A 23,111-nucleotide genomic window follows, 5' to 3' on the forward strand; every position below is an offset into this window, starting at 1 on the left:
CAGGTTCGGGATCGTACGGGGCCGGCGTGGGGAGTTGGTGCGGGTTCGGGGATGGTCCGGCGCCGGGGCTGTGCAGTCTCGGGGGTTACCTGCGGGTAGGTCACGTTCCGTCCGCAATGGGCGTCACACCGCACCTCCCATGCCGACGCGACCGGAGCTTACCTTCGGTAACCTCACTTCAGAGTAAGTGCCGTACGGGTCTGTGCACAGAGCTGGAGTCACCCATGGCCGACGACCGTCCGCTGACCGGCCTCCCCGCCCTCGCCCCGCTCCTCGCCCGCGGCGCCCTGCTGTCGCCCCTCAAACGGCCCCGCCCCGACGCGGACTTCCCGCGCACCCGCCTGGTGGTCCCGGGCCTGCGCGTGGACCCCGCACGGCTGGCCGCCTACGAGCGGGTGTGCGGCTTCCCGGCCGGTGCGGACACGCTTCCGCCGACCTATCCGCACGTACTGGGCTTTCCGCCGGCCATGCGGCTGATGAGCGGCCGGGACTTCCCGCTGCCGCTGCTCGGGCTCGTCCACACGTCGATCGGCCTCACCCGGCGGGCACCCCTGCCGGTGACCGGGACCTACGAACTCGCCGTGCACGTCGAGGCCCTGTCGCCACACCGGCGCGGCACCGAGGCCGCGGTCGTGACGGAGCTGCGGTCCGGCGGGGACCTGGTGTGGGAGTCGCGCAGCACCTACCTGGCGCGCCACCGCACCGAGGGGCCGGACTCCCCCGGCGCCCCGCGGCGGACGCAGGCGCCGCTGCCCGTGCGCGCCGGGTGGCGGCTCGCCGGTGACCTCGGGCGGCGCTACGGTGCCGCCTCCGGCGACCGCAACCCGATCCACCTGCACCCGCTCTCCGCCCGCCTGTTCGGCTTCCCCCGGCCCATCGCGCACGGCATGTGGACGCTGGCCCGGTGCCTCGCCGAGCACGGCACACCGGAGGCGGTGACGGTGCGGGCCGCCTTCCGGGCACCGGTACCGCTGCCGGGGACGGTGACGTACGGGGCCGGGGACGGGCGGTTCGAACTGCGCGGCGACGAGGGCCGGCCGCACCTGTCCGGCGAGGTCGGGCCCTATCCGGCGGCGTGAGCCACCGCTTCGGCCCCGGACTCCTCGGGCGGGGTCCAGGGCCGGTCCGTCATCAGGTTGCCCAGGCCCGCCCAGGCGAAGTTCATCAGGGTCGCCGCCGCCTGCTTCGCGCCGACGCCCTCGGTGGCGTTGGCCCAGTCGGCGAGCGACTCGGCGGCGCCGACCAGGGCCTCGGCGAGCCCGGCGACCTCGCGCTCGGGCAGGTGCGGGTCACGGTGGGCGTCCCGCGCGGCGGCGGCGATCAGCTGCGTCACGAACGCGACGATCTCCTCGCGCATCACCGCCACCTCGGCGGCGAACGGCTCACCGTGGGTACGGGCCTGAAGGTGCAGCACCGTCCAGGCGTCCGGGTTGCGCGCGGTGTGGGTGAAGAAGGCCCGCAGTCCGGACCAGAGTTGGGCGTCGGCCGGCAGACCCGGGTGGACGCCGGCACGTACGGCCTCGGTCAGCGCCCGCGCCTCACGGCGGATGCAGGCGGTGAAGAGGTCCTCCTTCGAGTTCAGGTAGAGGTACACCAGCGGCTTGGAGACGCCCGCGAGTTCGGCGATCTCGTCCATCGACGCCGCCATGTACCCGCGCTGCCCGAAGGTGCGCACGGCGGCGTCCAGCATCTGCTGCTCCCGGACCGCACGCGGCATCCGCTTGGTCTTCCCCACACCCATGCGCATCAGCCTACGGTCCGTGCGGCGGCGATCAGGACGTCCGCGCTCCGGTGGCCGCCCAGGCCGCCTCGATCATCCGGAAGATGTCGTCCACCGCCGCCCGGGGGTCGTCCGCCGTACGGGCCAGCGCGTGGGCGTCGACCACGAACCGCGCGATCGCCCGGCAGGTTGTGGTGGCCCGCGGCAGGCCCAGGTCGGCGGCGACGGCGGCCGCCAGCGAGTCAGCGTGCCGCAGCCTCATCGACTCCTCGTACTGCCGCAGGGCGGGGGACGCGTCGATCATGCGCCAGACCGGGGCGGCGCCGGGCGCCGCGCAGTGCGCCACCAGGGCCTGGACCTCGCGGCGCAGCGCGGCCATGAGCGGCTCGTCCTGCCCCCGGTCGGTGACGGCCTCCGTCAGGCGCCGCTCGAAGTCCGTGTCCCGCTCGAACACCAGGGCCTCTTTGGAGGCGAAGTGGGAGAAGAGCGTGGTGACGGCCACATCGGCCTCCGCGGCCACGTCACGGATGCCCACCTCGTCGTAGCCGCGCTCCAGGAAGAGCCGCATGGCGGTGTCGGCGATCTTCTGTCGGGTCGCGGCCTTCTTGCGCTCGCGACGTCCCGTCGGCACGGTCATGCCCCGACCCTACCAGCTACAAAACAACAACGACTTCAAAACACTAACCGTTAGTGTTACGGTCCTCGGCATGAAGAAGGTGAGCTTCGCCGAGTTCGGCGGCCCGGACGTGTTGCGACTGCTGGATGCCCCGGAGCCCCATGCGGGCCCCGGCCACATACGCATCGCCGTGCGGGCGGCGGGGGTCAATCCCGCCGACTGGAGAATCCGTGAGGGCCAGGTACTGGCGGCCCATCCGGTCGAGCTGCCCGCGGGGGTCGGGCTGGACGCCGCCGGGGTGGTGGACGAGGTCGGCGACGGGGTCGACGGGGTCGCGGTCGGCGATCCGGTGTTCGGCGAGGGCACCGACACCTATGCCGAGTTCGCCGTGCTGTCGGCCTGGGCCCTGATGCCCGGGGGCCTGTCGTTCGAGGAGGCGGCCGGGTACCCGTCCGTGGTGGAGACCGCGCTGCGCGTCATCCGCGAGGTCGGGGTACGGCCCGGGCAGACGCTGCTGGTGAGCGGGGCTTCCGGGGGTGTCGGATCGGCGGTGCTGCAGATCGCCCGGGACCGCGGCATCGCGGTGATCGGCACGGCCGGCGCCCGGAACCAGGACTACCTGCGGGAACTGGGCGCCGTCCCCACGACCTACGGCGAGGGATGGGTCGAGCGGGTGCGCGGGCTCGGCCAGGTCGACGCGGCCCTCGATCTGGCCGGCTCGGGGGTGATCCGCGAACTCGTCGAGCTGACCGGGGATCCGCGGCGGGTGCTCACCATCGCCGACCTCGGGGCGCCGGAGGCCGGTGTCCGGTTCTCCGGGGCGGCCGGGAGCATGCCGGAAGCGCTCGCCGAGGCCGTCGACCTGATCGGGCGGGGCAGGCTCCGCATCCCGGTCGAGCGGGCGTACCCGCTCGCCGACGCCGCGGCGGCGCACGTCGACAGCCAGGCGGGACACACGCGCGGGCGCCGGGTCCTGCTCGTCTGACCGCGGCCGGCGCACGGCCACGGCGGCAGGCGTGGACGTGAGAACGGGCCGGCCCCCTCCCGATGCGGTCCGCGTCGGAGAGGGGGCCGGCCCGTGAGGTGCCGGGCGGCGGTCAGGCCGCGACCGGGACGGGCTCCGCGTCCTGCTTCTGCGGCTCCGGCTCGTCCAGCGGCGAGCTGTGCGCCTCGTCGTAGGCCTTGCGGTCGAGCAGGCCCTCGCGGGCGGCGACGATGACCGGGACGAGCGCCTGGCCGGCGACGTTGGTCGCGGTGCGCATCATGTCCAGGATCGGGTCGATCGCGAGGAGGAGGCCGACGCCCTCCATGGGCAGGCCCAGCGTGGACAGGGTCAGCGTCAGCATGACCGTGGCGCCGGTGAGGCCGGCCGTGGCGGCGGAGCCGACCACCGAGACGAAGGCGATGAGCAGGTAGTCGCCGACGCCGAGGTGGATGTCGAAGATCTGCGCGACGAAGATCGCGGCGATCGCCGGGTAGATCGCGGCGCAGCCGTCCATCTTGGTCGTCGCGCCGAACGGCACGGCGAAGGACGCGTACTCCTTCGGCACGCCGAGGCGCTCGGTGACCTTCTGGGTCAGCGGCATGGTGCCCACGGACGACCGGGAGACGAAGGCCAGCTGGATGGCGGGCCAGGCACCCTTGAAGAACTGGAGCGGGCTGGCCTTGGCGACGGTGGCGAGCAGCGTCGGGTAGACCACGAACAGGACGATCGCGCAGCCGACGTAGATGTCGGCGGTGAAGGTCGCGTACTTGCCGATGAGGTCCCAGCCGTAGGTGGCGATGGCGCGGCCGATGAGGCCGACGGTGCCGAGCGGGGCCAGGCGGATGACCCACCACAGGGCCTTCTGGAGGAGTTCGAGGACGGACTCGCTCAGGTTCAGGATCGGCTGGGCCTTCTCGCCGAGCTGGAGGGCGGCGATACCGGCGACGGCGGCCATGAAGACGATCTGGAGCACGTTCAGCTCGGTGAACGGCGTGATGACGTCGGTCGGCACGATGCCGGTCAGGAAGTCGATCCAGGAGCCGGTGTGCTCGGGCTTGCCGCCGTCGGCCGGGGTGAGCCCGGTGCCCGCGCCGGGGTTGGTGACCAGGCCGATGACGAGGCCGATGGCCACCGCGATCAGGGACGTGATCATGAACCAGAGGAGGGTGCGGGACGCCAGGCGCGCGGCGTTGTTGACCTTCCGCAGGTTGGTGATCGAGACCAGGATCGCGAAGAAGACGAGCGGGGCGACGGCCAGCTTCAGCAGGCCGATGAAGGTGCCACCGATCTTGTCCAGGGTGGTGACCAGCCAGGAGACGTCCTGGCTGCGGGCCACCCAGCCCAGCAGGACGCCGAGGACGAGACCGGCGATTATCTGGGCCCAGAAGGGCACCTTGAAGGACTTCGTGAGGGAGGACACGGACGGGCTCCGTAAGGGGACGGGACGCGGGGACGGACGCGCGGTGCTGACGTGGAGAACGACGGGATGGAGGGGGAACGTCAGGGGCGACAGTTCGCGGACGCGCACCGACAGAGGTCCACGTGCAGGCGCGCCACGAGCCCGAGGCTCGGCGGTGTGGCGGGCGCGGCTGCTGACATCATGCGTACGACTTTAACACCTATGCTTTGAGACCCCCAAAGCCTCGCTTTGAGAGGCTGAAGTGGACTACTGCCCGTAAAACGCAAAGCGCCCCGGTTTCCTGTGATTCAGGAACCGGGGCGCTCGGGCGCGAGAGGGGGTTACGAGGCTCGGCCCTGTGCGCGGGCCGCCTCGTCGGCGAGGTCCTCCTGGCCGCGGCTGGCCTCCAGGTTGGCCTTCATGCGGTCCACCCGCTGCACGACCTGCACGGAGGCCCGGTCGCGCTCCTTGCGCAGCACCACGAAGCTGATGGGGGCCGAGAGGACCAGGGACAGCAGGACGATCCACATGCCGTTGGAGTCGCCGAGGCCGCGCGGGAACACGCCGGCGTAGACGAGGCCCCAGACGGCCACGAGGCAGGCCACGAAGACACCGAGGCGCATCAGCGTGTAGCGGAGCATCTCAATCCACTCTTCCGTTTGGGGGAGGCCAGAACGTACCCAAAAGGGCACCGTCCAGTGAAGCACGCCGGGGCCCGTCCGCCACAGCCGGGGTCCCGCGCTCAGGGCAGCGGCAGCAGCATCGTGATGTCGTCCCGTTCGTCGCCGGGCGCCACCCGGATCGCGCCGGGCACCCGGCCGACCTCCTTGTACCCGCAGGACGCGTAGAACCGCTCGAGGCCGAGGCCGCCCCGGCAGGTGAGCCGGATCGCCTCGATGCCGTCGATCGAGCGGGCCGCGTCGGCGGCGGCGGCCATCAGGTCCCGGCCGTATCCCCGGCCCTGGTGGCGCGGGTGGACCATCACCGTGTAGAGCCACAGCCAGTGGGTCATCAGCCGGTGCGTGTTGAGGGCGAGGAACGCGGTGGCGGCCACCCGCCCCTCCTCGTCGTGGCCGACGAGGAGCCGGGTGCGGCCCTCGGCCATGGCCACCATGTGCTTGACCAGCTCGGGACGGACGTCCTCCCGGGTCACCGGCGGTACGAAGCCGACGGAGCCGCCGGCGTTGGACACGTCGGTCCACAGGCCGAGGACGCCGTCGCGCAGCTCGGGGGTCAGGGCGGGGTCGAGCGTGAAAGTAAGGGACACGACCCCATGCTAACCATTACGTCCCGCGTGCCGGAACGTGTTTCACGACAAGGCCCGCGCCGCCACCTCCAGGTCGGAGACCAGGCCCCGGTAGGCGCCCTCCCGGTCGTCCGCGCGCAGCACCGCCGACGGGTGCACCGTGGGCACCAGCGTCTCGGGCCGGCCGTGGATCTCCTCCTGGAGGACGGTGCCGCGCACCTGCGTGACCCGGAACGACGAGCCGAGCAGCGCCTTTCCGGCCGTGGCGCCGAGCACCACGATCAGCTCGGGCTCCACCCGGGCCAGCTCGGCGGCCAGCCACGGCCCGCACGCCGTCGTCTCGCGCAGGGTGGGCGCCTTGTGGATACGGCGCTTGCGCGGCTCGGCCCGGGTGAACTTGAAGTGCTTGACGGCGTTGGTGACGTACGCGTCCGCCGGGTCCAGGCCGGCCTCGGCCATGGCCCGGTCGAGGAGTTGGCCGGCGGGGCCGACGAAGGGCTTGCCCTGCCGGTCCTCCTGGTCGCCGGGCTGCTCGCCGACGAGCATGACGCGGGCGGTCGCCTTCCCGGCGCCGAAGACGGTCTGGGTCGCGTCCCGGTGCAGGGGACAGCCGCGGCAGTCGGCGGCGGCCTTGCGCAGGGCGGTCAGGCCGCCGCCCTTCGGGACGAAGGGTTCGGCGGTGTAGTCGTCCTCGGGTGCCATGCGGTCCGGGTACCCGCCGTGGGCGGTTCGGATCCGGTGCCGGTGCGGGTGGTGGGTGGTTGCTCGCGCAGTTCCACCGCGCCCCTTTCAGGGGCGTTCGGTGGACGTGCCCCGAAGGGGGGCGGGGAACTGCGCGACCAGCCCCCACCGGCCCGCGGCCGCAGAGCTACCGCGGGATCACACCCGCATCGGCTGCGGCGACTCCCGACGCGCCGGGTCGGGCCCCTCGAACTCCCGGATGATCTCGTAGCGCGTGTTCCGCTCGACCGGGCGGAAGCCCGCGTCGCGGATCAGGTCGAGCAGGTCCTCGCGCGTCAGCTTGTTCGGCGTGCCGAAGTCGTCCGCGTCGTGCGTGATCTTGTACTCGACGACCGAGCCGTCCATGTCGTCGGCGCCGTGCTGGAGCGCGAGCTGCGCCGTCTGCACGCCGTGCATGACCCAGAAGACCTTGACGTGCGGGACGTTGTCGAACAGCAGCCGCGACACCGCGAAGGTCTTCAGCGCCTCCGCGCCGGTCGCCATCTGCGTCCGCGCCTGGAGCCGGTTGCGGATCTTCCCGTCCTTCATGTCCACGAAGTCGTGCTGGTAGCGCAGCGGGATGAAGACCTGGAAGCCGTTCGTCTCGTCCTGGAGCTCGCGCAGGCGCAGCACGTGGTCCACGCGGTGGCGGGGCTCCTCGATGTGGCCGTAGAGCATGGTGCACGGGGTCTTGAGCCCCTTCTCGTGCGCCAGGCGGTGGATGCGCGACCAGTCCTCCCAGTGGGTGCGGTGGTCGACGATGTGCTGCCGCACCTCCCAGTCGAAGATCTCGGCACCGCCGCCGGTGAGGGACTCCAGGCCGGCGTCGATCAGCTCGTCGAGGATGTCGGAGGCGGACATCCCGGAGATCGTCTCGAAGTGGTGGATCTCGGTGGCCGTGAACGCCTTCAGCGACACGTTCGGCAGGGCGGCCTTGAGCTCCCTGAGCGAGCGCGGGTAGTAGCGCCACGGCAGGTTCGGGTGCAGCCCGTTGACGATGTGCAGCTCGGTGAGGTTCTCGCCCTCCATCGCCTTGGCGAGCTTCACCGCCTCCTCGATGCGCATCGTGTACGCGTCCTTCTCCCCCGGCTTGCGCTGGAAGGAGCAGTAGGCGCAGGACGCCGTGCACACGTTGGTCATGTTGAGGTGCCGGTTGACGTTGAAGTGGACGACGTCGCCGTTCTTCCGCGTCCGCACCTCGTGCGCGAGGCCACCGAGCCAGGCCAGGTCGTCCGACTCGTACAGCGCGATGCCGTCCTCGCGGGTCAGCCGCTCACCGGAGCGGACCTTCTGCTCCAGCTCCCGCTTGAGCCCGGCGTCCATGCGTTACCTCTTTCTCCGACAGGGTCCGTCAGACCCCGTAAACCGTACGCCCCGGGCCCTACACCTCTTCGGGCAGCTCGCCCACCCGGTTCTCCCACTTGGTGGAGAGCACGATGGTGGTGCGGGTCCGGGAGACGCCCTTCGTGCCGGACAGCCGGCGGATGATGCTCTCCAGCCCGTCCACGTCGGCCGCGCGCACCTTGAGCATGTAGGAGTCGTCGCCGGCGATGAACCAGCAGTCCTCGATCTCCTGGAGGTCGCGCAGCCGCTGCGCGACGTCCTCGTGGTCGGCGGCGTCGGAGAGCGAGACGCCGACCAGGGCGGTGACGCCGAGGCCGAGCGACGCGGAGTCGACGGTGGCCCGGTAGCCGGTGATGACACCGGCCGCCTCCAGCCGGTTGATGCGGTCGGTGACGCTGGGTCCCGACAGTCCGACGAGGCGTCCCAGCTCCGCGTAGGAGGCCCGGCCGTTCTCCCTCAGGGCCTGGATGAGCTGCCTGTCCACCGCGTCCATGCGATCGAAGCCTTCCACTGAAGAGGTCTGAAGATACGTGTGGGGGGAGATGGTGCTCATGTGGTGCTCGTGCTCAGCCGGTGGGGCGCGACCCTCCGCCGAGCTCGCCGCGCCAGCGGCGGTACAGGCCGTGTTCGACGCCCGCCGCGTCGAGGACGCGTCCGGCGACGAAGTCCACCAGGTCCTGGATGTGCGTCGCCCCCGCGTAGAAGGCCGGGGACGCGGGCACCACGCTCGCACCCGCGTCGTCCAGCGTCACCAGGTGCCGCAGGGTCCGGCCGTCCAGCGGGGTCTCGCGCACGGCCACGACCAGCTTGCGCCCTTCCTTCAGGGTCACGCTCGCCGCCCGCTGCAGCAGGTCCTTGGACAGCCCCAGCGCGACCCCCGCCACGCAGGCCGTGGACGCGGGCACGATCAGCATGCCCTTGGCGGGGTACGACCCCGAGGACGGCCCGGCCGCGAGGTCGCCCGCGCTCCAGTGCCGTACCCGGTCGCCGCCGAGGTCGACGTCGAAGGTGCCCGGCTTGCCGTCGGCTCCGCGGGCCAGCCACTCGCGCAGGTCCTGCTGCCAGTGGGCGTCGCGGAAGGAGATGCCGGTCTCGTCGAGCAGGGTGAGCCGCGAGGCCCGGCTGACCACCAGGTCGACGCTCTCGCCGGCCGCGAGCAGTGCCCGCAGCACGGACGCCGCGTACGGCGTACCGGATGCCCCCGACACCCCCACGATCCAAGGCGCGCGCTGCGTCTGTCCTGGCTTCATGATGTCGAGCCTAGCCGCAGGCTCCGAGTATTCAGACGGTGAGGCCCCGAACCAGCAGGTCGAGCAGGGCGCACACGAACAGGGCGATGCCGATGAAGCCGTTGACGCTGAAGAACGCCCTGTTCAGACGGGACAGGTCGTGCGGCTTGACGATCGTGTGCTCGTAGACGAAGGCACCCGCGACGATCAGCAGGCCGAGCCAGAAGAAGACACCGGCGCCGGTGGCGACGGCGTACCAGGCGAACAGGGCCGTGGTGACGGTGTGGCAGGCGCGGGCGCCCCAGATCGCCGCCGGGATGCCGAAGCGGGCCGGGACCGACTTCACGCCGACCCGCCGGTCGGTCTCGACGTCCTGGCAGGCGTAGATCAGGTCGAAGCCGCCGATCCAGATGCCCACCGCGAGGCCGAGGATCACGGCCTCCCAGGACCACTCGCCGCTGATCGCCAGCCAGCCGCCGACCGGGCCCATGGCCTGGGCGAGCCCGAGGATGGCCTGCGGGAAGTTGGTGAACCGCTTGCCGTACGGGTACACCACCATCGGGATCACCGCGACGGGCGCCAGGGCGAGGCAGAGCGGGTTGAGCAGGGCCGCCGCGCCGAGGAAGACGACGAGGGCGACGAGCGCGCCGGTCCAGGCGTGCCGGACCGACATCGCGCCGGTGACCAGCTCCCGGTGGGCGGTGCGCGGGTTACGGGCGTCGATCTCGCGGTCGATGATCCGGTTGACGGCCATCGCGAAGGTGCGCAGGCCGACCATGGCGACGGTGACCAGGAGCAGCCGGCCCCAGTGGATGTTCTTGTCCCACGCGTACATCGCGCTGAGGGCGGCGATGTAGGCGAAGGGCAGGGCGAAGACCGAGTGCTCGATCATCACCAGGCGCAGGAACGCCTTGGTACGCCCCGGCTGCTGCGGCAGCGCGGCGGAAGCCGACGTCACAGTCCGTACTCCTTCCAGCGGCGGTCGACCTTCGCCGCCGTATCCGGGTCGGACAGCACCATGTCCGGCCAGCCCCCGTCGCGCGTGTACCCCTCCTCGGGCAGCTTCCTCGTCGCGTCGATGCCCGCCTTGCCGCCCCAGAACTGCTGGTAGGAGGCGTGGTCGAGATGGTCGACGGGGCCCTCGACGACGGTGAGGTCGCGGGCGTAGTCGGTGTTGCCGAGCGCGCGCCAGGCGACCTCGTGCAGGTCGTGGACGTCGCAGTCGGCGTCGACGACCACGATCAGCTTGGTCAGGGACATCATGTGCGCCCCCCAGATGGCATGCATCACCTTCTGGGCGTGTTTGGGGTACTTCTTGTCGATCGACACGATCGCACAGTTGTGGAAGCCGCCAGCCTCCGGGAGGTGGTAGTCCACGATGTCCGGGACGATGATCTTGAGGAGCGGGAGGAAGAACCGCTCCGTCGCCCGCCCCAGCGGGCCGTCCTCCGTCGGCGGGCGGCCGACGACGATCGACTGGAGCAACGGGCGCTTCCGCATCGTCACGCAGTCGATCGTCAGGGCCGGGAAGGGCTCCTGGGGCGTGTAGAAACCGGTGTGGTCGCCGAAGGGGCCCTCGGGCAGCATCTCGCCGGGCTCCAGCCAGCCCTCCAGCACGACCTCGGCGTTGGCCGGGACCTGGAGCGGCACGGTCTTGCAGTCGACCATCTCGATCCGCTTGCCCTGCACGAAGCCGGCGAAGAGGTACTCGTCGATGTCGCCGGGCAGCGGCGCGGTGGAGGAGTAGGTCACGGCGGGCGGGCAGCCGAAGGCGATGGCGACCGGGAGGCGTTCGCCGCGCCGGGCCGCCACCTGGTAGTGGTTGCGGCTGTCCTTGTGGATCTGCCAGTGCATGCCGATGGTGCGCTTGTCGTGGCGCTGCAGCCGGTACAGGCCGAGGTTGCGGATGCCCGTCTCGGGGTCCTTGGTGTGGGTGAGCCCCAGGTTGAAGAAGGAGCCGCCGTCGTCGGGCCACGTGAACAGTGCGGGCAGCCGCTCCAGGTCCACGTCGTCGCCGTGCAGGACGACCTCCTGCACGGGCGCGCTGTCGGACTTCACCTTCTTCGGCGGCACGTGCGCCATCGCGCCGAGCTTGCCGAACGCCTCGCGCATCCCGACGAAGCCCTGCGGCAGCTCGGGGCGCAGCAGTCCGCCGATCTTGTCGGAGATGTCGCCGTACGACTTCAGGCCGAGGGCCTTGAGCAGGCGCCGGTCGGTCCCGAAGACGTTCATCGCGAGGGGCATGTCGGAGCCCTTCACGTTCTCGAAGAGCAGGGCGGGGCCGCCGGCCTTGTTCACCCGGTCGACGATCTCCCCGACTTCCAGGTACGGGTCCACCTCGGCCTTGATGCGCTTGAGGTCGCCCTCGCGCTCCAGCGCCCTGAGCAGGGAGCGAAGATCGTCGTAAGCCATGCGGTCCAGTATCCCCGAGCGGCTACGCTGGCCCTGTACCTGGGGGCCGTGACGCGTCCCCGCCCACCGCTTGAGCTGGAGAGGCCCCATGCTCCGGGTGCTGATGTTCCTCGTGCCACTGGCGTTGAGCGTCTACGCGTTCATCGACTGCATCAGCACCAAGGACGAGGACGTCCGCCACATGCCGAAGCCGCTGTGGGCGATCCTCGTGCTGCTGTTCCCGATGGTCGGGTCGATCTCCTGGATCATCGCGGGCAAGAAGCGGCAGGCCGCCGACGCGGCGTCCCGGCAGGGCGGAGGACGCCGCCAGTGGGTGGCGCCGGACGACAACCCCGACTTCCTGAAGTCCCTCGGCGACCGGTCCGGTGGCGCGGACGAGGGCCGGGACGCGGGCGGTTCGCAGGACGGCGGCCCCGAGGACGACGAGGACCGGGGCAGGGGCGGCAGGCGGGACGGGGCCTGAGGTTCCTCTCCGTCAGATCCGGGTCCAGCGCTGGGAGGCGGAACCGGTGCACGTGGTGGTCGTCAGGCCGATCATGGACGCGCGGCGGTTGAGATCGAGGCAGCCGCCCGTGGTGAGGTTCCTGAGCGAGCCGTTCGCCCCCTCCTTCCACTCTCCTCCCGCCTGACCGCAGGCGGCCCTGACGAGCCAGGCGTTCGCGCTCCTGGCGTGGATGCACTGGGCGGTTCCCACGTTGAGGATCCTGAAGGCCCCGTCCGCGGTGCTCTGGAAGCGGAAGACGGCGATGTCGCCCGAGCAGTCACCGTCGTCGATGGGCATCCCGACGTACATGCACCTGCCGCTCGAACCGTTCTTCAGCATGAAGCTGTCCGCCGTGGACCCGCCGCCCTGCGAGCCACCGCCGGCCGGGCCGCTCCCGGCCCCTTCCCCGGAGCCGGAGGACCCGCCCGAGCCGGACGATCCCGTCGAACCGGACGCCCCTCCCGCTCCGGAGGATCCACCCGCCGCGGCGGAGCCGCCGGAGCCCTGGCCACCGCCGGACGCTCCTGCGGCGACGGCCGCGTCCCCGCCCGCACCGGGCGCGGTGCCGTCACCGTCCTGCCCGCCGTCCTTCTCCCCCTCCTCGCCGCGGTCCTTGCCGTCCTTGCCGTCCTTCTTCCCGTCCTCCGGACTGCCGGAAGCCGCGGCGCTCGGGCCGGCCGGGCCGGCGGCGGAGTCCGCCGGGCCCGGGGTGGCGGTTCCGGTGGCCGCGGGCGGCGCGCCCGCGGCCCCGTCCTTGTCCTTGTCCGCATCGCTCATCGCGTACGGCAGCAGCGTGAAGCCGAGCGTCGCCCCCGTCACGACGACCGGGATCACGAACGCCAGCATCTTCGTACGGCCCCGCCGCTCGCGCTTCTGCGGCTCTCCGCCCGGGCCGACCACGGGGACGGACGGCGGGGACGGGGCCGTCCCCTCCGGCTCGGGTTGGTGCACGGGCTCCGGGGCCCTCGCGGCGAAAGCCGCCCGCTCGGCCAGCGGACCGCTCACCGCCTCGGGCCACAGGGGCGCGGTGAACGGCCCGTGCCGCCGCGCGGTCCCGACCAGCTCGGCCGCCGTCGGCCGGCCCTCGTGGTCCTTGTCCAGGCAGGCGGCGACGATCTCGGCGAGTTCGGCGTCCACTGCACGCAACGGCCCGAGGTCGGGCTCCTCATGCACGATGCGGTACAGCACGGCGTGCCCGGACTCGTCGCCGAAGGGCGGCCGGCCGCTCGCCGCGTACGCGATCACGGAACCCAGGGCGAAGACGTCGACCACACCGCTCGACGCCCGCTTGCCGGAGGCCTGTTCGGGCGACATGTAGGCGGGGGTGCCCACCACCATGCCGCTCACGGTCAGCCGGCTCTGGTCGGCGGCGCGGGCGACGCCGAAGTCGATGAGGGTGAGGCCGTCGAGGGTCAGCATGACGTTGGACGGTTTGAGGTCGCGGTGGACCATGTCCAGCGCGTGCACCGACGCCAGGGCGGTGGCGGCCTCCCGCAGAATGAGCCACAGCGCCTCGGCGGGCAGGGGTCCGTGCAGGTCGACGGCCTCGCGCAGGGTGATGCCGGGCACGTAGGCGGTGGCGAACCACGGGGGGCGGGCGTCCCGGTCCCCCGCGAGCAGCGGCGCGGTGGCCCCGGCGGGCAGCCGGGAGAGGTTGTCCAGCTCGTGCCCGAAGCGGCGCAGGAAGCCCTGGTCCTCGGCGGCGACCGAGGGCAGCACCTGTTTGACCGCGGCGTACGCGCCCTCGTGGACACCGAGATAGACGCGTCCCATGCCGCCGGCGCCGAGCCGTCCCAGCAGCGGGACCGGTCCGATCCGGCGCGGGTCGTCGTCCCTCAACGGCTCGGCGCCACTGCCCTCGAGGCCGAATCCGGCGTCCCCGTTCACTCTCTCCCCGTTCACCGACCGGCCGGACCGGACCCGTGGCCGTACGTTCCCCCCCGGGTCGCACGGACGGACACAGGCCCGGTCGAGAGGCCAGTCTGTACCATCGCGGCCTCGGATTGAAAGGTGCTTCTAGAAACTGGTTTCAGCTGCGTGCGTACGAACCGAGACCGACCAGGCAGTAGACGTACTCGTTGATGGCCGCTCCGTTGAGGGTGTAGCGGTAGGAAAACGCGTACTCGGTGCGCGAGTTGCTGTTGCACTGGCTCAGGTCGGAGGTCATCGGGAACGTCTGGATCACCTGGTAGTGGGCGTCGGACGCCGAGCAGTCGACCTCCTCCACGTCGTCGACCTCCTGCGCGGTCGTGGAGTCCGGCAGCGTTCCGTTGAGACAGGTGCCCGAGTCGTACGGGTCGGGGGCCTCGGTCTCGGGCGCGTAGGGGTCCTCGGTGAACGGATCCTCGTCGGCCGGTTCGTCGTCGGCCGGTTCGTCGTCGGCCGGTTCGTCGGCCGGTTCCTCGGTGGACGTGTCCTCGGTGTACGCGTCCTCCGTGCCGGGGTCTTCGGTGTACAGGTCCTCGCCGTACGGGTCCTCGGTGGCGGTTTCGTAGGAGGAGTCGGTCGATCCGGCGGACGCGCTGCTGCCGCCGCTGTCGCACCCGGCGACCGAGAGGGCTGCCAGCGCGACCACGGCGGCCACCACCGCCCCTCTCGCCCGGGTGGCACCGCGTGCCCTGCGCATGGTGGGGGTCTCTTCTCCAGACATGCGCACAGTGTGCTGGCGGCAAGCCCGAACCGGAGCGCGTTTCTAGAAATGTGCTCTAGAATTTCACAGGTGGAGAACCAGCCAGAACGTTGGTTTACCCTGGTCGTTCACGGTCCCAGGAGAGAACGGTCGCCTCATGAGTCATAAGCAACAACGAGGTGAGGCCACCGTCGAGCTGCTCCTCGACGCCGCCCTGCGGGTGTACGGCGAGGAGGGCGAGCAGGGGCTGACCGTCAGCGCCGTGACCAAGGCCAGCGGCGTCAGCCTGGGCAGCCTCTACCACCACTTCGGCAGCATCGACGGCCTCGTCGACGCGCTGCTGATGCGGTGGCTGGAACGGCTGCTGGGCGAGATGGTCACCACGCTGGAACGTTCCCGCACCGCCCGGACCGGCGTCCGTGCCCTCGTCCGCGCCTACCTGTCCTTCGTCCGGGAGCACCCGGAGGCGGGCCGGCTCCTGCACTCCTCCCGCGCCGACCGCCTCGGCATGGCCCAGGCCAAGCAGCTCCGCGATACCCAGGAGGCCAGGCTGACACCGCTGGCCGACTGGCTACAGCGGTACGTCGACAAGGGGGAGCTCGCCCCCCTGCCCCCCGCGCTCATCGAGACCCTCGTCCTCGGCCCCGTCATCGGCGCGTCCCGCCGGTGGCTGACCGTCGGCGACATCGACCTGGACGAGGCCGCGCGCGTCCTGCCGGAACGGATCTGGCGGTCGGTGAGCGCGGAGGGGACGTGACCGGCGGCCGGAGTCAGCCCACGCTCTGCGTGCCGATGACGGAGAGCAGGCGCAGCTTGTCGTGGCTCTCGGAGCCGGGGGTGGCCGTGTGGACGAGCAGGTGGTGCGACTGGCCGGGACGGACGCCCACCTCGTGTGTCTCCCACAGACTCCGGAACTCCTCGCTGCGCTCCAGGAGGAGGCCGGCGTAGCGGCCCGACCGGGGGTCCGGGCCCCGCAGCGTGACGATCTGGCGGAGCCCGGACGTGAACATGCGGGAGAGCAGGTCATGGTCCTCCGGCGCGTACAGAGCGTTCTACAGTCCCGGCGGCCCGGGCCGGCTGGGCGTTCCACCCGCGCGGCAGGAGCTCTACGGCCGGCTGCGCGACGCCGACGACGCGGCTCGTGTCTGGCCCCGCTCCGAGGAGCTGACGGGAGTCCGCTGCGCGTGACACCGTGCGGAAGCCCTTGAGGACGCGGAGCCGAACGGACAAGCTGAGGGCCCAGGGGGCGGCAGGGGCCGCGTCGGGAGAGCAAGCGGGGGCCTGGATGAAGCATGTGCCGTTCTTCCGGTGGGTCGTCGCGGTCGGCCTGGTACTGATCGGTTGTGCCGTGGGCCTGTACATGGCGGCGCCGGACCATCCGGAGCTGAAGCAGGTCGATCTGACCGTGCTGGAGGAGGCACCTGACGGGGCGTGCACGGTTCGCTGGACGGATCCGTTCGGGGGTGGCGAGCGCGAGGGACCCTACCTCTGTGACGCAGAGCGGGACCCGCTGCTGAAGGCGCCGGACCACGCACCGGGCACCGACGTCGGCTGGGACACGGGCTTCGTCATCGCCGAGGGACCGGACAAGGGCGATCTGTACTCCCTGGAGCAAGAGACCTCCGACGGGTCGATCGAGCTGAGCGACACGCTGCTGGTCGGGGGCCTGCTCATGACGATCGCCGGTGTCGTCGGCGGAAACATCCGCTCCCTGGTCCGCCTGAGCGGCGTGAGTCCGGCGGTGGTCCGCCGGGCGGAACGGCTGAGGGAGGCCGCCCTCCAGGTGACGCGGGACCACGCCCGAGCTGTGGAAGCCGTGCGGGACGCGTGGGAACCGCTGTGCCAGGACCTGGTGCGTGAGCGGCTGGGCCGGGTTCCGGTCGCGCACCTGCGGAGTACCGCCGGGAAGCGCCTGGCGACGAAGGAGCTGGAGAGGCACGGCGTCCGCAGTGTGCTGGACGTGCTCGACACCGGGGCGTGGGGTGTGGCGCAGCACTGCGGTGTGGGCCGGCGTTCGGCGGAGACGGTGTGGGACGCCGCGCGACGGACCGCGGACGACATGGCCGAGGACACGACGGTACGGCTGGACGCCGACCCGCCCGGTCCTCGGACCGTGGCGCTGCTGAACGCTCTGCGGGTCCTGGTGGAGGCCGGGCCGGCGGCGCGTGAGGCCGCGCGGGCGGGCGGCGCTCTGGCCGGGGAACTGGACCAACGGCTGATCGAGGCCGCGCCCGCGTCCGGGTGGAGGCGGATGCTGGACGCGGGCGGCGAGGAGCGCAGGCGTGCGGTGACGGCCGTGACCGGGCTCCGCACGCTGCTGGACGACGCCGAACGGGACGGCCTTCGCGAGCAGTTCGCGCAGGTGTCGGTCGACCTGTTGAGAGGGGCGGACGGCGATACGGCGGGACTCGTGGCGCGGTCCGACTTCGAGACCCGCCCCGCCGCGTACTACGACCTCCTCGCGGAGATCGCGGTGTCCCCCGTACGGGTATGACGAAGGCCGGCCCCATGACCTGGGTCACGGGAACCGGCCTTCGGTGAGGGCTCAGAAGCCGGCCGACTGGAGCACTCCCAGGCCGACGTCGGCGTAGGAGTGCTTGCCGGAGACGAAGATGTTCACGCCGTAGTAGTTGAACAGCCAGCAGGTGAACGCGGCCAGGGCCAGGTAGGCGGCCTTGCGGCCCTTCCAGCCGGCCGTCGCGCGGGCGTGCAGGTAGCAGGCGTACCCGACCCACGTGATGAACGACCAGGTCTCCTTGGGGTCCCAGCCCCAGTAGCGGCCCCAGGCGTCGCCCGCCCAGATCGCGCCCGCGATGATCGTGAACGTCCACAGCGGGAAGACGGCCGCGTTGACGCGGTAGGCGAACTTGTCGAGGGACGCGGCGGAGGGCAGGCGGTCCAGGACCGAGTTGGCGAAGCGGCCGGGGGTGCCGCCGGCGGCGAGCTTGTTCTCGAACGAGTCCTTGAACAGGTACAGGACCGTGGCGACCGCGCCGACGTAGAAGACCGCGCCGCAGAAGATCGCCGTCGAGACGTGGATGTACAGCCAGTACGAGTGCAGCGCCGGGACGAGCTGGTCGCTCGCGGTGTAGAGGACCGTGACGGCGAGGCCCAGGTCCAGCAGGACCGTGGTGGCCAGGGGCAGGCCGAGCCAGCGGATGTTCTTCTTCAGCGCGAGCAGGACGAGATACACACCGGCGGCGACCGTCGTCAGCGTGAGGTTGAACTCGTACATGTTGCCCCACGGCGCCCGCTGCACCGACAGGGCACGCGCGACCACGCCGCAGGCCTCGATGGCGAAGGCGAGCACGGTGAGGGAGATGGCGATCCGCCCGTAGAGGTCGCCCTTCTCGGTGCCGCCGTGGGCGCCCGGCCCGTCCGGCACGTCGCGGGAGCCGGCCGCCGAGCGCACGACGACCTTCGGCCGCTCCAGGACGGTGGTGCCACCGGCCTTGTTCACGGTGACCGCCGGGGCGGCGGCCTTGGCCTTCGCCCCGGCGTCCGTGTCCGCGGTGAGCGCGGCGGCGGTGCGGCCGACCTTGCTGCGGCTGCCGAAGAGCCACTCGGCGATGTACGCGAAGAACGCCAGGGTGTAGACGGCCATCGCGGAGTAGATCAGCGTGTTGCTGAGGTTCGCGAGATGCTCGTTGGTCGCGACGGCCAACTCTGTTGCGGCGGCGAGAGTCACTTCTCAGCCCCTTCGGCAGGTACGACTCGGGGATCGGGGGTTTCGGGATCGGCTTCGGCGTCCGGGGCACCGGGCGCCTGCTCGTACAGGACCCCGGCCAGGTCGCCGAGCTCCTCGGGCACCTTCGCGGACTCGCTGCGGCCGAGCCCGGCCATCTCGACGACCGTGACGCCGTCGGCGCCCTTGACGGCCCGCACCCACACGCGGCGGCGCTGGATGAACAGCGAGCCGGCCAGGCCCAGGATGGCGGCGACGGCGCCGGCGAGCGCCCAGCCGCTGGCGGGCTGCCGGGTGACCTGGAAGTTGGCCCATTCCTGGACGCCGTCGAAGGTCACGGTGCCGGCGCCGTCGGGCAGGGTCATCGTGTCGCCGATGGAGAGCCGCTGCGCGAACGGCTTGCCGTCGGCGTCCTTGTACTGCGTCAGCTTGCGGGTGTCGAGCTGGTAGATGCTCTTGGGGATGCCCGCGTCCACGCCCAGGTCGCCGTGGTACGCGTTCAGCGCGAGCCGCGGGTTCAGCAGGCCCGGGAACTGGGAGAACATCGTGCCCTGGCCCTCCCCGGCGAAGGTCGGCACGAACACCGCGGAGAAGCCGAGCTGGGTCTTGACGCCCTTGGCATCGGTGTAGCCGTCGCGGACCATGATGGCGCCGGAGGAGGTGACGTTGGAGTCCTGCGGCAGCAGCGCGGTCGCCTCGTGGTCCATGACGACCTTGCCCTGGCCGTCCTTGACGGTGACGATCGGCGCGTAGCCGTGGGCGGTGAGGTAGACCTTCGAGCCGTCGATCTCCAGGGGCTCGTTGACCTTGATGGTGGTCGGCTCGTCCTTGCCGTAGGCGCCCTCGCTGTACTCGACCTTCGCCTCGTAGACGCGGGGGGTGCCGCGGTTGGGGCCGGTCGCCTCGTAGGTGCCGTGGAAGTCCTTGAGCGTGAAGCTGAAGGGGGCGAGGTCGTGGTCCGGGTCGAACAGGTTGCCGGACTTGAAGTCGTCGTACTGGGTGAGCGTGTTGGAGAAGCCGTCGCCCTCCAGGATCAGCTTGTTGCCCTCGTACTTGAACAACTGGCCCCAGGCGAACGCGATCAGCATCACGATCAGCGCGACGTGGAAGGCCAGGTTGCCGGCCTCGCGCACGTAGCCCTTCTCGGCGGCCACCGCGTCGCCGACGACGTGGGCGCGGAAGCGGCGCTTCTTCAGCAGCGCGAGCGCGGCCTCGCGGACCTCGTCGGGCTCGGCGCCGGTGCGCCAGGTGGTGTGGGCGGGCAGCCGGTCCAGGCGCCGGGGGGCGCCGGGCGGACGGCCGCGCAGCTGGCCCACGAACTGCCAGGTGCGCGGGACGATGCAGCCGATGAGGGAGACGAACAGCAGGATGTAGACCGCGGAGAACCACACCGAGCTGTAGACGTGGAAGAGGCCGAGCTTGTCGTAGACGGGCCCCAGGATGTCGTGGCTGTCGCGGAACGCCTGGGCCTTCATGGCGTCGACGCCGTCCTGCGGGATCAGCGACCCCGGGATGGCGCCCAGCGACAGCAGCAGGAGCAGCAGCAGGGCCACCCGCATCGAGGTGAGCTGCCGCCAGAACCAGCGCAGCCAGCCGGTCACCCCGAGCGAGGGGAGGTTCGGGGCGTCCTCCTGGGGGGCGGTGGAGAGCTGGGAGCCGGCGGCGCCGAGTTCCTGGTCCTCGCCGCCCGGCGTCGTGGGCGTGTCCGTCGTGGTGTTGCTCATCGGTCAGATCCCCACAGTGAAGCCGTTGGACCAGGTCTGCATGTCCTGCACGATGCTGTCCCACGCACCTGTGAGCAGGAGCAGACCGGTGGCGATCATCATGACGCCGCCGATCCGCATCACCCACACATAGTGGCGCTTGATCCAGCCGAACGCGCCGAGCGCCTTGCGGAAGGCCACGGCGGCGAGGACGAAGGGGACGCCGAGGCCGAGGCAGTAGGCGACGGTCAGTATGGCGCCGCGGCCCGCGGTGCCCTGCTGGGAGGAGAGGATCAGCACGGAGGAGAGGGTCGGGCCGATGCAGGGCGTCCAGCCGATGCCGAACAGGGCGCCGAGTACCGGGGCGCCGACCAGGCCGTTCACCGGCTTCTTGTGGAAGCGGAACTCGCGCTGGGTGAGCCAGGGCATCAGGCCCATGAAGAACACGCCCATGAGGATCATGAACGCGCCCAGGACGGTGGTGAGCACGCCCCGGTTCTCCTGGAGCGTCTGGCCGAAGTAGCCGAACAGCGCGCCGCTGGAGACGAAGACGGCGGTGAAGCCGAGGATGAAGAGGGAGGCGCCGGTCACCATGCGCCCGCGCCGGGCGTCGCCGAGGTCGGTGCCGGTGACACCGGTCACGTAGGAGAGGTAACCGGGGACGAGGGGCAGGACGCAGGGGGAGAAGAAGGAGACGAGCCCGCCGAGCAGGGCGATGGGCAGGGCCACCAGCAGGGCGCCGTTGAGCACGGTGCCGTTGTTGCCCGCCGCCTCGGCGAGGGTGATCGCTGCCGACACGTCACTTCTCCGGCTTGGCGTCGGTGGATCCTTCGGCGAGGTACGGGGCGAGCATCGCGCGCAGCTTCTCCTCGCTGAGTGCCTGGAGGGTGCGCGCGGCGACCTTGCCGTCCCGGTCGATGATGAGCGTGGAGGGCACGGCCTGGGGGTTGAGGGTGCCCTTCTCGAAGCGGAGCATCAGCCGGCCGGCCGGGTCGTACAGGCTCGGGTAGCTGACGCCGAACTCCTTCTCGAAGGCGCGGGCCGGGCCGGGCGAGGTGTCCCGGGTGTTGATGCCGACGAACTGGACGCCCTGGCCCTTGACGTCCTGGTAGACCTTCTCGAAGTTCTTGGCCTCGGCCCGGCAGGGCGGGCACCACGAGCCCCAGACGTTGAGGACGACGACCTTGCCCCGGTAGTCGGCGACGTCGGCCTGTCCGCCGTCGACGGTCTTGCCGGACAGCTCGGGGGCGTCCGCCCGCTCACCCTTCTTGGCGGTGGAGATGCCGTCCGAACCGGTGATGAAGCCGGTCTGACCGCCACCGCCGGACGTCCCTCCCGAGCTGCACGCGGACACGAGCAGCGCGGCCACGGCTGCGCCGGTGGTCAGGGCGGCGCGACGGCGGACGCGGGCGGCGGTGCGGTTCGAGCGCAGGGGGGCGCGACTGGCGGCACTCATGTGAAAAGTTTCGCATGTCCGTTCCGGGGATCTTGCGCACCCCCCTCACGGGCGGAAACCCGCATTTCAGGCGGCGTTCCCGGGAGGCGTGGACCCGCCCGCGGAGGTGTCCTTGAGGAAGGCGTTCCAGCCACCGGCCGGCCGCTGTCCCACCTCGACCGTGCGGAGCTTGGCGAGCACCTCGGGCTGCTGCACGTCCAGCCAGTCGGTGAACTGGCGGAACGAGACGAGCCGTATGTCGCCGCCCTTCTCCTTCTCCCGCGCGATGTGCTCGAGCGCGTTCTCGACGGCGTCCATGTAGATGCCGCCGTTCCACTCCTCGAAGTGGTTGCCGATGAAGAAGGGTGCCCGGTTCGACTCGTATGCCCGCTTGAAGCCTGATATGTACGACTCGGTGGCCTGGTCGCGCCAGCCCGGGTAGTTGTGGGCGGGGGCCTTGGTCGAGTTGACCGACTGGTTGGCGAGGATGTTGTAGTCCATCGAGAGCACCTCGAAGGAGTGGCCGGGGAAAGGTATCTGCTGCAACGGCAGATCCCAGATCCCGTCCTTCTTCGCCGGCCACACCTGCCGGCCGCCGGGCGAGGAGGCGTCGTAGCGCCAGCCGAGCTCGCGGGCGGTGGGCAGCAGGTTGTCCTGGCCGAGCAGACAGGGCGTGCGGCCGCCGACGAGTTCCTTGTCGTAGTCGAAGGGCAGTGACGGCAGGTCGGTCCAGCCGCTGTTGGTCCGCCACTCCTTCACGAAGGACGTGGCCTGGTCGATCTCGCTGCGCCACTGCGCCGGGGTCCAGTTGCCCACCGTGCCGCTGCCGCCGCAGAAGTGGCCGTTGAAGTGGGTGCCGATCTCGTGGCCGTCCAGCCAGGCGCGGCGGACGTTCTTCAGCGTCTCCTTGATGTGGGCGTCGGTGAGGTAGCCGATGTCCGAGGCGCCGCGCGGGTTGTTCGGCGGGTCGTAGAGGCGCTTCTTCGACTCGGGGAGCAGGTACAGGCCCGAGAGGAAGAACGTCATGTGCGCACCGTGTTCCTGGGCGAGGTCCAGGAAGCGGGGGAAGAGCCCGTTGCCGACCTCCCCCGCACCGTCCCAGGAGAAGACGACGAACTGCGGCGGGGTCTCACCCGGCTCCAGCGGCACGGGCGCGTCCGGCTGGTGCGGCTGCTTGCCGGTGTACGACGTGGAGCCGTCGCCGATGGGGCGGGCGGGCGGTGCCGTACTGCCGGACGGCGAGGGCCGCTCGGCGGAACCGCCGGCCTGGTGCGAGCCGTCCGTCGATGAGTGGGAGCCGCAGCCCGCGAGCCCGACGGCCGCCGCGGCGCCCGCGCCGAGTCCGAGCATCCCCCTGCGGGTGAGAGTGCGGGTGGAAGTGCGCATCGCAACCTCGTTCGTCACGTCCTTGGTGGTCACTGGGTGAGAGGACGTGACGAACGGGCGGGTTCCGGATATGTGTGCGGATTCCGTAACGAGGTTCGCGAACGGCGGCGCGCCGACG

24 protein-coding genes and 1 pseudogene are annotated in these 23,111 nt (G+C 71.3%); 5 read left to right on the plus strand and 20 right to left on the minus strand.

From position 1 onward, the window contains the following. The first annotated feature begins 224 nt into the window (after positions 1-224). The gene (locus tag ACGF3H_RS22935) at positions 225-1,079 is read left to right on the plus strand and encodes a MaoC/PaaZ C-terminal domain-containing protein (protein WP_362492351.1); all 855 of its coding nucleotides are present in this window, start codon (positions 225-227) and stop codon (positions 1,077-1,079) included. Here ACGF3H_RS22935 and ACGF3H_RS22940 read toward each other — a convergent pair. Continuing rightward, positions 1,064-1,741 (minus strand): TetR/AcrR family transcriptional regulator, encoded by a 678-nt coding sequence (locus ACGF3H_RS22940; protein ID WP_362492348.1) that lies wholly within the window; start codon positions 1,739-1,741, stop codon positions 1,064-1,066. The genes ACGF3H_RS22935 and ACGF3H_RS22940 overlap by 16 nt on opposite strands. A 31-nt stretch (positions 1,742-1,772) precedes the next feature. Beyond that, positions 1,773-2,357, minus strand: coding sequence for a TetR family transcriptional regulator (locus tag ACGF3H_RS22945; RefSeq protein WP_362492345.1), 585 nt, complete (start codon positions 2,355-2,357; stop codon positions 1,773-1,775). A 70-nt stretch (positions 2,358-2,427) separates the two neighbouring features. On the opposite strand from ACGF3H_RS22945, the gene ACGF3H_RS22950 reads away from it, so the two are divergent. Beyond that, positions 2,428-3,321: an NADP-dependent oxidoreductase gene (locus ACGF3H_RS22950; protein WP_362492342.1), complete on the plus strand. Its 894-nt coding sequence runs from the start codon at positions 2,428-2,430 to the stop codon at positions 3,319-3,321. Between the two features lie 112 nt (positions 3,322-3,433). Here the strand turns inward: ACGF3H_RS22950 and ACGF3H_RS22955 are convergent, their stop codons facing one another. The 10 genes from ACGF3H_RS22955 to ACGF3H_RS23000 form a co-directional block, all read right to left on the minus strand. Beyond that, the gene (locus ACGF3H_RS22955) at positions 3,434-4,741 is read right to left on the minus strand and encodes a dicarboxylate/amino acid:cation symporter (protein ID WP_362492338.1); all 1,308 of its coding nucleotides are present in this window, start codon (positions 4,739-4,741) and stop codon (positions 3,434-3,436) included. Positions 4,742-4,821: 80 nt separating this feature from the next. Further along, the gene (locus tag ACGF3H_RS22960) at positions 4,822-4,923 is read right to left on the minus strand and encodes a putative leader peptide (protein ID WP_362492336.1); all 102 of its coding nucleotides are present in this window, start codon (positions 4,921-4,923) and stop codon (positions 4,822-4,824) included. A 138-nt stretch (positions 4,924-5,061) separates the two neighbouring features. Next, complete coding sequence (locus tag ACGF3H_RS22965) at positions 5,062-5,361, minus strand: DUF4229 domain-containing protein (protein WP_362492333.1); 300 nt, start codon at positions 5,359-5,361, stop codon at positions 5,062-5,064. Positions 5,362-5,462: 101 nt separating this feature from the next. Further along, a complete protein-coding gene (locus ACGF3H_RS22970; protein ID WP_362492331.1) occupies positions 5,463-5,987 on the minus strand; it encodes a GNAT family N-acetyltransferase in 525 nt (174 codons plus the stop codon). A gap of 42 nt (positions 5,988-6,029) precedes the next feature. Next, positions 6,030-6,668 carry a UdgX family uracil-DNA binding protein gene (locus ACGF3H_RS22975; RefSeq protein ID WP_362492328.1) on the minus strand — a complete coding sequence of 213 codons (639 nt, stop codon included), beginning with the start codon at positions 6,666-6,668 and terminating at the stop codon, positions 6,030-6,032. 177 nt (positions 6,669-6,845) lie between these two features. Continuing rightward, entirely contained in the window at positions 6,846-8,009 is a 1,164-nt protein-coding gene (gene mqnE / locus ACGF3H_RS22980) for an aminofutalosine synthase MqnE (protein WP_362492325.1), read from the minus strand. 58 nt (positions 8,010-8,067) lie between these two features. Beyond that, positions 8,068-8,523, minus strand: a complete 456-nt coding sequence (locus ACGF3H_RS22985; RefSeq protein ID WP_161163867.1) for an Lrp/AsnC family transcriptional regulator — start codon at positions 8,521-8,523, stop codon at positions 8,068-8,070. A gap of 73 nt (positions 8,524-8,596) precedes the next feature. Continuing rightward, on the minus strand, positions 8,597-9,280 hold the full coding sequence (locus tag ACGF3H_RS22990; RefSeq protein WP_362492322.1) for a UbiX family flavin prenyltransferase: 684 nt from the start codon (positions 9,278-9,280) through the stop codon (positions 8,597-8,599). Between the two features lie 31 nt (positions 9,281-9,311). Then, positions 9,312-10,217, minus strand: coding sequence for a menaquinone biosynthesis prenyltransferase MqnP (gene mqnP, locus ACGF3H_RS22995; protein WP_362492320.1), 906 nt, complete (start codon positions 10,215-10,217; stop codon positions 9,312-9,314). Then, positions 10,214-11,671, minus strand: a complete 1,458-nt coding sequence (locus ACGF3H_RS23000; RefSeq protein ID WP_362492317.1) for a menaquinone biosynthesis decarboxylase — start codon at positions 11,669-11,671, stop codon at positions 10,214-10,216. Before ACGF3H_RS23000 ends, mqnP begins: the two co-directional genes overlap by 4 nt. 88 nt (positions 11,672-11,759) lie before the next feature. Here ACGF3H_RS23000 and ACGF3H_RS23005 point away from each other — a divergent pair, with 88 nt between their 5' ends. Further along, positions 11,760-12,134, plus strand: a complete 375-nt coding sequence (locus ACGF3H_RS23005; protein ID WP_362492314.1) for a PLD nuclease N-terminal domain-containing protein — start codon at positions 11,760-11,762, stop codon at positions 12,132-12,134. A gap of 12 nt (positions 12,135-12,146) precedes the next feature. On the opposite strand, the gene ACGF3H_RS23010 is transcribed toward ACGF3H_RS23005, so the two are convergent. Both ACGF3H_RS23010 and ACGF3H_RS23015 read right to left on the minus strand, forming a co-directional pair. Next, positions 12,147-14,042, minus strand: a complete 1,896-nt coding sequence (locus ACGF3H_RS23010; protein ID WP_362492311.1) for a protein kinase — start codon at positions 14,040-14,042, stop codon at positions 12,147-12,149. A 142-nt stretch (positions 14,043-14,184) separates the two neighbouring features. Beyond that, entirely contained in the window at positions 14,185-14,805 is a 621-nt protein-coding gene (locus ACGF3H_RS23015; RefSeq protein ID WP_362492308.1) for a hypothetical protein, read from the minus strand. A 136-nt stretch (positions 14,806-14,941) separates the two neighbouring features. Here ACGF3H_RS23015 and ACGF3H_RS23020 point away from each other — a divergent pair, with 136 nt between their 5' ends. Beyond that, positions 14,942-15,541: a TetR/AcrR family transcriptional regulator gene (locus tag ACGF3H_RS23020; protein WP_362492305.1), complete on the plus strand. Its 600-nt coding sequence runs from the start codon at positions 14,942-14,944 to the stop codon at positions 15,539-15,541. 13 nt (positions 15,542-15,554) lie between these two features. Here ACGF3H_RS23020 and ACGF3H_RS23025 read toward each other — a convergent pair. Beyond that, positions 15,555-15,833, minus strand: a pseudogene (locus tag ACGF3H_RS23025) (transcriptional regulator); the annotation flags it as partial. Between the two features lie 236 nt (positions 15,834-16,069). Here ACGF3H_RS23025 and ACGF3H_RS23030 point away from each other — a divergent pair. Then, positions 16,070-17,278 carry a hypothetical protein gene (locus ACGF3H_RS23030; RefSeq protein WP_362492303.1) on the plus strand — a complete coding sequence of 403 codons (1,209 nt, stop codon included), beginning with the start codon at positions 16,070-16,072 and terminating at the stop codon, positions 17,276-17,278. A gap of 51 nt (positions 17,279-17,329) precedes the next feature. Here ACGF3H_RS23030 and ccsB read toward each other — a convergent pair whose 3' ends face one another. The 5 genes from ccsB to ACGF3H_RS23055 form a co-directional block, all read right to left on the minus strand. Then, positions 17,330-18,472 carry a c-type cytochrome biogenesis protein CcsB gene (gene ccsB, locus ACGF3H_RS23035; RefSeq protein ID WP_362492302.1) on the minus strand — a complete coding sequence of 381 codons (1,143 nt, stop codon included), beginning with the start codon at positions 18,470-18,472 and terminating at the stop codon, positions 17,330-17,332. After that, positions 18,469-20,193 carry a cytochrome c biogenesis protein ResB gene (locus ACGF3H_RS23040; RefSeq protein WP_362492299.1) on the minus strand — a complete coding sequence of 575 codons (1,725 nt, stop codon included), beginning with the start codon at positions 20,191-20,193 and terminating at the stop codon, positions 18,469-18,471. Before ACGF3H_RS23040 ends, ccsB begins: the two co-directional genes overlap by 4 nt. Positions 20,194-20,196: 3 nt before the next feature. Beyond that, positions 20,197-20,970, minus strand: a complete 774-nt coding sequence (locus tag ACGF3H_RS23045; RefSeq protein ID WP_362492296.1) for a cytochrome c biogenesis protein CcdA — start codon at positions 20,968-20,970, stop codon at positions 20,197-20,199. A 1-nt stretch (position 20,971) separates the two neighbouring features. Further along, entirely contained in the window at positions 20,972-21,628 is a 657-nt protein-coding gene (locus ACGF3H_RS23050) for a TlpA disulfide reductase family protein (protein ID WP_362492295.1), read from the minus strand. A 66-nt stretch (positions 21,629-21,694) separates the two neighbouring features. Next, positions 21,695-22,993 carry a hypothetical protein gene (locus ACGF3H_RS23055; protein ID WP_362492293.1) on the minus strand — a complete coding sequence of 433 codons (1,299 nt, stop codon included), beginning with the start codon at positions 22,991-22,993 and terminating at the stop codon, positions 21,695-21,697. Positions 22,994-23,111 lie beyond the last annotated feature (118 nt).

The organism is Streptomyces sp. NPDC048185, from assembly GCF_043202495.1.
In the GTDB taxonomy this organism is placed as follows: Bacteria; Actinomycetota; Actinomycetes; order Streptomycetales; family Streptomycetaceae; genus Streptomyces.